This is a genomic window from Paraburkholderia sp. C35 (assembly GCF_003121405.1).
Taxonomy (GTDB): domain Bacteria; phylum Pseudomonadota; class Gammaproteobacteria; order Burkholderiales; family Burkholderiaceae; genus Paraburkholderia.
The window spans coordinates 62,295-73,554 of record NZ_QBUY01000035.1 but is presented as its reverse complement, the minus strand read 5'-3'; the positions used below and the strand labels follow the sequence as shown (position 1 = coordinate 73,554).

The window sequence follows — 11,260 nt, the reverse complement described above, 5'->3', positions numbered from 1 at the left end:
GGACCGGTGGGGGACCCGCAGGCAAGGACCGTAGTGGGTGGTGTTCAGCGGCTTTCTTTTGCCTACTTTTCTTTGCAGCGGCAAAGAAAAGTAGGTGCCGCCCCGCACAGGGGCAACGCAAGAAGAACCAATACGAAATCGCGGATGCCATCGAAACCGATACCAACAAAACCGCAAACCCAACCCCCGCCGCAAGGCAAAACCAAAACCAAACCAAAACCAAAATCAAAACCAAAACCAAACCAAAACGAAACCCCTCCGCACCGTGTGCGCCACCTCACGCACCGTAGTAGCGCATAACCCGCCGCCGCGCTACGATGACACCGGCAACCGGGCGCCATCGCAGTGCGCATTCAAGGTGCATCCACGCCGCGCAACGCAAACGTCTGAATGGCATAACGCTTGCTTCATCGAGTACGAAAGCGAAAACCGAATGCGCAGCGCATTCGCCTTCTATCCGACAAAAAGAGTGGGGCGTGACATGCGATGCTATGACGAGATGCGTCAGTTCGATGACGCCGTGCGGCCGCATTATCAGCGGTTCGAACGCTGGCTCGTGCAGCAGGGCAGTGAAGCAATCGAAAGAAAACGGGCCGAGGCCGATCTCCTGTTTCGCCGCGTCGGCATCACATTCGCGGTTAACGGTGATCTGTCGGGCACCGAGCGGCTCATCCCGTTCGATCTGATCCCGCGCATCATCCCGCGCGGCGAATGGCAAACCCTCGAAGCCGGTCTCCGTCAGCGCGTCCAGGCGCTCAACCTCTTCATCCACGACGTCTATCACGACCGCAACATCGTGCGCGCCGGTATCGTGCCCGCCGAACAGGTCTATACCAACGCGCAATACAGGCCGGAAATGCAGGGCGTCGACGTGCCGCTCGCCGTGTATGCCCACATCGCCGGCGTCGACGTGGTGCGCGCCGGCGAGAACGGCGAGTTCTACGTGCTGGAAGACAATCTGCGCGTACCGTCGGGCGTGTCGTACATGCTCGAAAACCGCAAGATGATGATGCGGCTGTTCCCCGAACTGTTCGTGCAGAACCGCATCGCGCCCGTCGCGCATTACCCCGATCTGCTGCTCGACACGCTGCGCTCGGTCGCGCCGGAAGGCGTCGACGATCCCGTCGTCGTGGTGCTGACGCCCGGCATGTACAACTCCGCGTACTTCGAGCACACCTTCCTCGCCCAGCAGATGGGCGTCGAACTGGTCGAAGGCAAAGACCTGTTCGTCGATGACAACTACGTCTTCATGCGCACCACGCAAGGGCCGCGCCGCGTCGACGTGATCTATCGCCGGGTGGACGACGACTTTCTCGATCCGCTCGCGTTCCGTCCGGATTCGGCGCTCGGCGTGCCGGGCCTGCTCACAGCCTATCGCGCGGGGCGCGTCGCGCTCGCCAACGCCATGGGCACAGGCATCGCCGACGATAAATCGATCTATCCGTATGTGCCCGAGATGATCGAGTTCTATCTGGGCGAGAAGCCGATCCTCAATAACGTGCCGACCTATCAGTGCCGCAAGCCCGACGACCTCGCCTATACGCTCGCGCATCTGCCCGAGCTGGTCGTCAAGGAAGTGCACGGCGCAGGCGGCTACGGGATGCTCGTCGGTCCTGCATCGACGACTGCCGAGATCGAAGCGTTCCGCCAGCGGCTGATCGAAAAACCCGCCGGCTACATCGCGCAGCCGACGCTCGCGCTGTCCGCCTGCCCGACCTTCGTCGAGGCGGGCATCGCGCCGCGTCACATCGATCTGCGCCCGTTCGTGCTGTCGGGCAAGACAGTGACGATGTGCGCGGGTGGCCTTACGCGTGTCGCCTTGCAGGAAGGTTCGCTGGTCGTCAATTCGTCGCAGGGAGGCGGGACCAAAGACACCTGGATGGTCGACTGAACGCGTTCGACCGATGTTTCGCAGCGCTTGCGCCGCATGATGCGGGCGCTGCAAGCCGCAAACCCACGGGCAACCCGGCGCGCTTCGCGTCACTCGCCGACGAAAGCGCGTCCAAACAACACGGAAAGCCGACATGCTGAGCCGCACCGCCGATCATCTGTTCTGGATGGCCCGTTACATGGAGCGCGCCGAGAATACCGCGCGCATGCTCGACATCAACCTGAAGGCGCAGTTGCTGCCGCAGACGCCCGAGCAGGAAGAGCGCACGCAGCGTTCGGTGCTGCGTATCTCCGAACTGGAACACGCGTTCGAACAGCGCTACGACGAGCCGACCCGCGAAAACGTGCTCGATTTCATGGTCGCCGATCCGACCAATCCGTCCAGCATTCATTCGTGCCTGCAGGCCGCGCGTGAAAACGCACGCGCGGTGCGCGGCACGCTCACGACGGAATGGTGGGAAACGATCAACGACACGTGGCTCGAATTCAACGAACGCACGGCCCATGGCCAGGTGGCGAACAATCTGTCGGCACTGTTCGAATGGGTGAAATTCCGTTCGCATCTGTCGCGCGGCGTGACGATCGGCACCGCGTTGCAGGACGATGCGTTCTTCTTCACGCAACTGGGCACCTTCCTCGAGCGTGCCGATAACACCGCGCGGATTCTCGACGTGCGTTTCGCCGATGCCGAACCGAACTCGCGCGAAGCCGCCCGTCAGCTTGAAGACTTCTATTACTGGACCTCGATTCTCAGCTCGGTGTCGGCGCTGGAAATCTACCGCAAGGTGTATCGCGATGTCGTGACGCCCGCGCGCGTGGTCGAACTGATGATCCTCAATTCGCAGATGCCGCGCTCGCTGCTGGCGTCGCTGGATGGCGTCTGCGAGAACCTCGCGATGCTGCGCACGCAGGGCTCGAATCAATGCGAGCGCTTTGCGGGCAAACTGCGCGCCGAACTGCTCTATGCGGATATCCGGCAGATTTTCGAGGCCGGGCTGCATGGCTGGCTCACGCAGTTCCTCGCCCGCGTGTTTGAACTCGGCAATATGGTCGCGCGCACCTATCTGATGCTGCCGGTCGCCTGATGGAGTGCCCTCAATGTTTCTGACGATCCGCCACGACACGTTCTACCGCTACGAAGCGACGGTCCACTATTCGATCCAGCAGTTGCGCCTCACGCCGTCGAGCGGCGCTTCCCAGGTGGTGCGCCGCTGGACGCTCGACGCGCCCGGCAAGCTCGATTCGACCTTCGACGCCTACGGCAACGTGCTGCACACGCTCGTGCTCAACAAGCCGCATGAAGAGATCCGCGTGCATGTATCGGGCGAAATCGACACGTTTCCGCTGATCGACGGCCGCCTCGGCGACGACGCGGGCGCGATCCCGCTCGAACACTTCACCTGCGCGACGCGGCTGACCGATTGCGATCCCGCCATCCGCGAACTGGCCGCGTCGGTGCCGTCGCTGGACAAGCCGGCCACGCTGATCGCGCTGGCGGAGAAGATCGTCGACCGCGTGCAGTTCGAAACGGGCGCGACGGGCGTGGCCAGCACGGCGTCGCAGGCGCTAGCGCTCGGCAAGGGCGTGTGTCAGGATCACGCGCACCTGATGCTGGCCTGCTGCCGCGCGCGCGGCATTCCGGCGCGTTACGTGAGCGGCTATATCGAACCCGGCGACGTCGATCACGCTGCCAGTCACGCATGGGTGGACGTGTGGCTGACGGGCATCGGCTGGATTTCCGTCGATGTCACGCACGCGACGTTTGCCAGCGAGATGTATTGCCGGCTCGCGGCGGCGCGCGATTACGAAGCGGCGTCGCCGGTGCGCGGACGGCGTATCGGCGGGCTGGAAGAGACGCTCGATGTGTCGGTCGCCGTGAAGGCGCAGGAGCAGTCGCCGCAGTAGGCGCGAGCGCTGCACAACATAGGCACAAACAACGACTGCAGCGCGTCATGCACGCGCATTACAATGGCAGCGTCCCGCGGCGCTGCCGCGGTTTGTGCCTCTTTCTGGCTTGCTCAATCGTCCGTTTGCAGCAGCCGTCTGGATTCCTGTCATGACTTACTGTGTGGCGATGTGCGTCGACGAAGGACTCGTGTTCCTGTCGGATACGCGGACCAATGCCGGCGTCGATCACATCAGCACCGCGCGCAAGATGTCGGTGTTCGAAGAACCCGGCGAGCGCATGCTGGTGCTGCTCGGTGCAGGCAACCTGTCGCTCACGCAGGCCGTGCTGCACGAACTGTCCGAGCCTTCCGCGCCGTCGAAACCCACGCTCTGGAACGTCCCGACCATGGCCGATGCCGCCCGTGTGGTCGGTCAGGCGGTGCGCGACGTGCACCAGCGTGAAGCCAACGCGCTGCAGGAGTTTGGCGTCGATTTCAATTGCAGCTTCATTCTGGGCGGCCAGATTCGCGATGGCGCAGAGAGCGGCAACGGCGCCGGGCAACCGCGTCCGCGCCTGTTCATGATCTATGCGGCGGGCAACTATATCGAATCGTCGCGGGTGAATCCGTACTTCCAGATCGGCGAGTCGAAGTACGGCAAGCCGATCATCGATCGTGTGCTCATACCGTCCACGCCGCTCGACGAAGCCGCAAAGTGCGCGCTCATTTCCATGGACTCGACGCTGCGTTCGAACCTGTCGGTCGGGCTGCCGCTCGATCTGCTCGTCTATGAGAAGGACACGCTGAAGGTGACGCGTTTCGTCTCGATCGATCAGGACAACGCGTACTACCAGATGATCCACCGCACGTGGGGTGAACGGCTGCGCCAGGTGTTCGGCGAGATTCCCGATCCCGACTGGCAGATCAAGGACGACGTGCCGCAGAACGCACACGTGGGCGAGATGGTGCTGTATCGGCCGCCGGGCGCGCTGCATATGGACGCCGATCGTGGCACGCCGGGCGTCGATACACGACGGCCCGCGCAAACCCTCGCACAAGCCGATAAGCCCAACGCACGCGGCTGATCTTTCGATCAGCGGCGCGGCGCGCTGCAATTCCCTCGCATCAATGAAAAAAGCCAGCATCGGCTTGCGCCTCTGCTGGCTTCAGGGTGCGGCCCGACGTCTCGAGCCGCGCATCATGTTGTTCTATTAGAACTTGTGACGGATACCCAGGCTGACGATTTCCTGCGACTGCGAGCCAGCCGTGTTGCCGTAGTCGGCCACGGAAGCAACAGCCGATTGCGTCGTCGTGCCGTCGACACGTTGCGTACCCGATGCGTGCTGGTAAGCACCAACCAGGTAGATGTCCGTGCGCTTCGACAGGTTGTAGTCGCCGCCCAGCGAAACTTGGTGGTAGTTCGCCGACGTATCGCCGCCACCGTGCGTGTACGTGTAGCCGAGGCCCAGCAGCATAGCCGGCGTGAGCTGGTAGCCGAGGTACGCGCCTGCGACTTGATACTTTTCTTGCTCGCGGAACGACGAGAAGCCGTCCGGCTTGTATTGCGCGAAGCTGTAGCGGCCGTTGACCGTGAACGGACCAGCAACGTACTGAACCGCTGCCGATGCGATGCTGATCGACTTGGCCGATGCGTAGCCGCTGTTGACGATCGAGTCGATCGTGCCGTCCGACGTCGCGCCTGCGCCCCATGCGCCCGGGCCCGTTGCTGCCGTTGCCGGCGTCAGGCCACGGCTTGCCAGCGTGTTGCCGTTTTCCATGCGGATGTAACCGGCTGCGACGCCGATCGGACCCGTGTTGTACGTTGCTGCGCCCGACCACGTTTGGCCCGAGCCCGTTGCGCCTGCAACGCCGCCCAGAGCGTACATGCCTTCGAACTGGAAGCCTGCCCAGGTCGGCGACACGTACTTGATTGCGTTGTTCGTACGCGAGCTGTTGTCGTTGTTGTCAACGTCGCCAGCGGTCGTGAACGTGCTGCCGAAGTAGTTGTCACCCGTCAGCGGCTGAACCAGGTCGACCACCGGGTCATACTGGCGGCCAGCCGTCAGCGTACCGTATGCGTCGTGCGTCAAACCGACATAAGCCTGACGGCCGAACATCTTGCCGCCTTGGCCCAGTGCGCCGTTATTCGGGTTGAAGCCGTTTTCCAACTGGAAGATTGCCTTCAGGCCACCGCCCAGGTCTTCCGTGCCCTTCACGCCCCAGCGGCTGCCCTGAAGGTTGCCTGCGAAGGTTTGAAAGAGGTTGTCATTAGCCGGGTTGGCGTTGTGAACGTACTGGATCGATTCATCGATCAAGCCATAGAGCGTCACGCTGCTTTGTGCATGTGCTGCGCCAGCAGCGCCGAGCAGTGCAAGCGAGAGCGTCGACAGTGCGATTCGTTTCATCCATTTCTCCACGCAGATGATCATTGGTTTCGTTGTTGCGAATCGGAGAATAGCTCAGTGTCTTGAAGTGTAAGAACTGAAAAAAATTAAGGTGTATCGAAAAAGTGACAGCCCGGTAGAAGCCTTATATCGTAAGGTTGTCAACGATTGTTTCTGTTTTAGCAATATTGAATGCTTGACTATGCATTATTGTGCTTTTTATGACAGTGTTCGCTGACATCGGTATGAATTACGTGCTCGGATGAACGTTAAATGTAATAAAGTTGTCTAGCCGAATGCGGAAATTGCCGTTTCGGCGTAAACGTGCCGTAAATGGCCAGATGCCCATCGCATGACGGATCGGGTAGACAGTTTCAGTCAGATGTGATCAAGCCGGTTGATCTCTGTCAAAACAGAGACTTAGTGATCGACATGACCGGCCGGTGGCGCGTCCACATCGCTTGAGCCGCTGCGGCGCCGGGCGAAGGCGGCCAGCGCCATCGCGGTGCTCGCCGCGATCAGCATCGACTCCCACGGATGTCGCCTCACGTAGTGATCCGCCACGGCGGCCTTGCGCCTGGCTTCGACGAACGTGTGCGCGGCGGCGCGCGTCGCCACCGTTTCCGCCTTGATGACCTGCTTGCTGATAGAGACTGCCTTACTGAGGCCGGCGTCATGTTTTGCGGCGAACCGTGCGGCAACGGAAGGACCTCTGACAGGCATGGCAGGCGCATCCGGCGACATACCGGCCGCAGCAGGCTGGCGACCGCGCGGTGCGTTGCGCTGCGCGTCCGCCGCCACTGTCGATGCCGCCAGCACCGATGCGAGCATCGCCCGGCTGCCCGGCGGCGGAGCGGGCGCGATGCCCCACGCGCCGCGCGGATCGTGCATACGCCCGCGCGCAGCCGAGAACTCGGCGCCGAGCAGTAAAACGAGCGCGGAGAAGTACAGCCACATCAGCAGCACCGCGAGCGAACCGGCCGCGCCGAACGAGTTGGCCATGCCGGCATGCGCGAGATACAACGCGAACAGCTTCTTGCCCGCCGAGAACAGCGCAGCGGCCACTGCACCGCCGACCAGCGCGTCGCGCCAGCGCACGGGCGCATCGGGCAGAAACTTGAGCAGCGCAGCGAACGCGAACGCCAGCACCATCCAGCCGACGGCCAGTTGCAACAGGTTGCCGATGATCACATAGGGCGAATCGCCCCAGATCCAGTTGCCGATGAACGTGATCGCCGTATCGAGCACCAGCGACACGATCAGCAGAAACGCCACACCCAGCACGAGGCCGAATGAAATCAGCCGCACGCGCACCAGCGCCATCACGCTCGACGTGCGCGGCGCCACGGACGGCCACACGATATTGAGCGCGCTGTTCAGCGACGAGAACGTCGCCGACGCACCCACCGACAGCAAAACGATCGAAATGATCGCGGCCACGAAGCCTGAACCGCCGCTGCGGTGTGCGTTCTCCACGATGGTGGTGACGGCGGCGGCGGCATCGTTGCCAAGCACGCTATGCACCTGCCTGAACAGTTCGCCGCGCGCGGCTTCCGCGCCGAAGAACCAGCCGGAGATGGCGATCACCATCACCAGCGTCGGCGCGAGCGAGAAGGCTGCATAGAACGCGATGCTCGCCGCCATCGCGGCACAGCGATTCTCGCCGAACTGCCGCAGCGCGCCGACGGCCCACGATGCCTGTTTCTTCGCGGCGGTTTGCAGCTTGTCGGCAGACAGTGAATCGAGTTCCATGACGGTCCCTGATGACGAAGGTGTGACGCAGCGAACCAGCAATGCAGCAGGCGATGCATCGGCTCGCAGATTCATCGCGCATCGCGGCGCATGCGGATCGCCCACTGACAATCGTATTACGCAAGCCACATGCCCATCTATCCGCACGACTACAACAAGATTGATTCGTTGGGCATATGTCGTGCTCGTGCGAAATGCTGCCGTGTGATTACGACAAACACGAAACGACTTATACTTTTTTCACCTCCCCACAATTAGAACGAGAGGCGATCATGTTGCAAATGTCCCGCCGTCAGTTTCTGAAGGTGACGGCGAGCACGCTTGCCGGTTCGAGCCTGGCCCTGATGGGCTTCTCGCCGGAACCCGCGCTCGCCGAAGTCCGACAGTACAAACTGGCTCGTACAACCGAAACGCGCAATACCTGTCCTTATTGCTCCGTCGGCTGCGGCATCCTGATGTACGGCCTCGGCGACGGCGCGAAGAACGCGACTGCCAGCATCATCCATATTGAAGGCGACCCCGATCACCCGGTCAATCGCGGCACGCTGTGCCCGAAAGGGGCGAGCCTGATCGACTTCATCCACAGTCCCAGCCGTCTGAAGTATCCCGAGTATCGCGCGCCCGGTTCCGACAAGTGGCAGCGAATATCGTGGGATGACGCGCTCGACCGCATTGCGAAGCTGATGAAGGACGACCGCGACGCGAACTTCGTCGAGAAGACGGCGGACGGCAAGACGGTCAACCGCTGGCTAACCACGGGCATGCTTGCGGCGTCGGCGGCCAGCAATGAGGTTGGCTATCTGACGCACAAGACCATGCGCAGCATGGGCATGCTCGCATTCGACAATCAGGCGCGTGTCTGACATGGCCCGACGGTGGCAGGTCTTGCCCCGACGTTTGGCCGTGGAGCGATGACGAACCATTGGGTCGACATCAAGAACGCGGACGTGATTCTGGTGATGGGCGGCAATTCGGCCGAGGCGCACCCATGCGGTTTCAAGTGGGTGACCGAGGCGAAGGCGCACAACAAGGCCAGGCTGATGGTCGTCGATCCGCGTTTCACGCGCACGGCGTCCGTCGCGGACTTCTATGCGCCGATCCGCACGGGCACCGACATCGCGTTCCTCGGCGGCGTGATCAACTATCTGCTGACCAACGACAAGATCCAGCACGAGTACGTGAAGAACTACACGGACTTTGCGTTTATCGTCCGTGAAGACTTTGCGTTCAACGACGGCATCTATTCCGGCTACGACGCGAACGCGCACAAGTACGACAAGACGACGTGGGATTACGAGCGCGGCGACGACGGTTTCGCGAAGGTCGACATGACGCTGCAGCATCCGCGCTGCGTCTATAACCTGCTCAAACAGCACTATTCGCGCTATACGCCGGAGATGGTCGAGAAGACCTGCGGCACACCGAAAGAGAAATTCCTGCACGTGTGCGAAACGCTCGCTACCACGGCGGCGCCCGACCGCGCCGGCACGATTCTCTATGCGCTCGGCTGGACGCAGCACTCGGTCGGCGCGCAGATGATCCGCACAGGCGCGATGGTGCAGTTGCTGCTCGGCAATATCGGCATTTCGGGCGGTGGCATGAACGCGTTGCGCGGCCACTCGAATATTCAGGGGTTGACGGATCTCGGTCTGCTGTCGAATTCGCTGCCCGGCTACATGACCTTGCCGAACGAGCCGGAACAGGATTTCGACGCCTATATCAAGAAGCGTGCGCTGCAGCCGCTGCGGCCGAACCAGTGGAGCTATTACCAGAATTACCGCGCGTTCTTCGTCAGCATGATGAAGTCGTGGTGGGGACCGGCTGCGACCGCCGACAACAACTGGGGCTACGATTTCCTGCCGAAGCTCGACAAGCCCTACGACCTGATGCAGATGATCGAGCTGATGAATCAGGGCAAGGTCAACGGCTACATCGCGCAGGGCTTCAATCCGCTCGCGGCGGCGCCAAACAAGGCGAAGACGTCTGCAGGTCTGTCGAAGCTGAAATGGCTCGTCATCATGGATCCGCTCGCGACGGAAACCTCCGAGTTCTGGAAGAACTACGGCGAGTACAACGACGTCGATTCGTCGAAGATCCAGACGGAAGTGTTCCGGCTGCCGACCACCTGCTTCGCCGAAGAGCGCGGCTCGCTGGTCAGTTCGAGCCGCGTGCTGCAATGGCACTGGCAGGGCGCACAGCCACCCGACGAGGCGCGCAGCGATCTCGAGATCATGTCGGGCATCTTCTTGCGCATGCGCAAGGCGTATGTCGATCAGGGCGGCAAGTATCCCGATCCGATCGTGAAGCTCGACTGGCCGTACGCGAACCCCGAAAGCCCGACGCCCGAAGAACTGGCGATGGAGTACAACGGTCGCGCGCTCGCGGATGTGCACGATCCGAAAGATCCGACCAAAGTGCTCGTCAAGAAGGGTGACCAACTGGCAGGCTTCGCGCAACTGAAGGACGACGGCAGCACGACGTCCGGCTGCTGGATCTTTTGCGGCTCATGGAACCAGACGGGCAACCAGATGGGTCGGCGCGACAACAGCGATCCGACGGGCATCGGCCAGACGCTCAACTGGGCGTGGGCGTGGCCCGCGAACCGGCGCGTGCTGTACAACCGAGCGTCGTGTGACGTGAGCGGCAAGCCGTTCGATCCGAAGCGCAAGCTGATCGCGTGGAACGGCACCAGCTGGAGCGGCCCCGACATTCCCGACTTCAAGGCCGACGAGCCGCCGGAGAACGGCATGAATCCGTTCATCATGAATGCGGAAGGCGTCGCGCGTTTCTTCGCGCGCGACGCGATGAACGAAGGGCCGGTCCCCGAGCACTACGAGCCGTTCGAAACGCCGCTCGGCTACAACACGTTCCATCCGAACAACCCGCTGGCGACGAGTAATCCCGGTGCGCGCGTGTTTCCGGATGATCGCGCGTCGTTCGGCAAGTCGCCGGAATTTCCGCATACGGGTACGACCTATCGTCTGACCGAACACTTCCACTTCTGGACCAAACACGCACGTTTGAATTCGATCGTGCAGCCGCAGCAGTTCGTCGAGATTGGTGAAGACCTGGCGAAGGAAATCGGCGTGGTCGCGGGCGACAGGGTGAAGGTGTCGAGCAAACGCGGCTATATCGTTGCCGTGGCTGTCGTTACGAAGCGGATCAAACCGCTGATGATCGACGGCAAGAAGGTGCAGACGGTGGGCATTCCGCTGCACTGGGGCTTCAAGGGGCTGACGAAACCGGGCTACATCACCATTACGTTGACGCCTGCCGTGGGCGACGGCAATTCGCAGACGCCGGAATCGAAGTCGTTCCTCGTCAAAGTCGAGAAGGCATAGGGGAGGC

The 11,260-nt window shown here is 61.9% G+C and carries 8 protein-coding genes; 6 read left to right on the top strand and 2 right to left on the bottom strand.

Annotated features, from left to right (window positions below; genetic code table 11):
• The 5 genes from DK391_RS44940 to DK391_RS21390 form a co-directional block, all read left to right on the top strand.
• On the top strand, window positions 1-290 hold a 290-nt coding region (locus DK391_RS44940; protein WP_204117410.1), incomplete at its 5' end, for a hypothetical protein.
• A 191-nt stretch (window positions 291-481) separates the two neighbouring features.
• Window positions 482-1,891: a circularly permuted type 2 ATP-grasp protein gene (locus DK391_RS21405; RefSeq protein ID WP_109479988.1), complete on the top strand. Its 1,410-nt coding sequence runs from the start codon at window positions 482-484 to the stop codon at window positions 1,889-1,891.
• Window positions 1,892-2,024: 133 nt separating this feature from the next.
• Window positions 2,025-2,975, top strand: a complete 951-nt coding sequence (locus tag DK391_RS21400) for an alpha-E domain-containing protein (RefSeq protein WP_109479977.1) — start codon at window positions 2,025-2,027, stop codon at window positions 2,973-2,975.
• A gap of 13 nt (window positions 2,976-2,988) precedes the next feature.
• Window positions 2,989-3,795: a transglutaminase family protein gene (locus DK391_RS21395; RefSeq protein ID WP_109479976.1), complete on the top strand. Its 807-nt coding sequence runs from the start codon at window positions 2,989-2,991 to the stop codon at window positions 3,793-3,795.
• A gap of 151 nt (window positions 3,796-3,946) precedes the next feature.
• The gene (locus tag DK391_RS21390) at window positions 3,947-4,861 is read left to right on the top strand and encodes a proteasome-type protease (RefSeq protein ID WP_109479975.1); all 915 of its coding nucleotides are present in this window, start codon (window positions 3,947-3,949) and stop codon (window positions 4,859-4,861) included.
• Window positions 4,862-4,987: 126 nt separating this feature from the next.
• Here the strand turns inward: DK391_RS21390 and DK391_RS21385 are convergent, their stop codons facing one another.
• Together DK391_RS21385 and DK391_RS21380 are read right to left on the bottom strand one after the other, a co-directional pair.
• Window positions 4,988-6,181, bottom strand: coding sequence for a porin (locus DK391_RS21385; protein WP_109479987.1), 1,194 nt, complete (start codon window positions 6,179-6,181; stop codon window positions 4,988-4,990).
• Window positions 6,182-6,580: 399 nt separating this feature from the next.
• Window positions 6,581-7,912 carry a YihY/virulence factor BrkB family protein gene (locus tag DK391_RS21380; RefSeq protein WP_109479986.1) on the bottom strand — a complete coding sequence of 444 codons (1,332 nt, stop codon included), beginning with the start codon at window positions 7,910-7,912 and terminating at the stop codon, window positions 6,581-6,583.
• A gap of 272 nt (window positions 7,913-8,184) precedes the next feature.
• On the opposite strand from DK391_RS21380, the gene fdnG reads away from it, so the two are divergent.
• The gene (gene fdnG, locus DK391_RS21375) at window positions 8,185-11,253 is read left to right on the top strand and encodes a formate dehydrogenase-N subunit alpha (protein ID WP_109479974.1); all 3,069 of its coding nucleotides are present in this window, start codon (window positions 8,185-8,187) and stop codon (window positions 11,251-11,253) included.
• The last annotated feature ends 7 nt before the right edge of the window (window positions 11,254-11,260 follow it).

Coding starts and splice junctions, on each gene's coding strand:
- DK391_RS21405 (WP_109479988.1), top strand. CDS start 482: ATGCGATGCTATGACGAGATGCGTCAGTTCGATGACGCCGTGCGGCCG.
- DK391_RS21400 (WP_109479977.1), top strand. CDS start 2,025: ATGCTGAGCCGCACCGCCGATCATCTGTTCTGGATGGCCCGTTACATG.
- DK391_RS21395 (WP_109479976.1), top strand. CDS start 2,989: ATGTTTCTGACGATCCGCCACGACACGTTCTACCGCTACGAAGCGACG.
- DK391_RS21390 (WP_109479975.1), top strand. CDS start 3,947: ATGACTTACTGTGTGGCGATGTGCGTCGACGAAGGACTCGTGTTCCTG.
- DK391_RS21385 (WP_109479987.1), bottom strand. CDS start 6,181: ATGAAACGAATCGCACTGTCGACGCTCTCGCTTGCACTGCTCGGCGCT.
- DK391_RS21380 (WP_109479986.1), bottom strand. CDS start 7,912: ATGGAACTCGATTCACTGTCTGCCGACAAGCTGCAAACCGCCGCGAAG.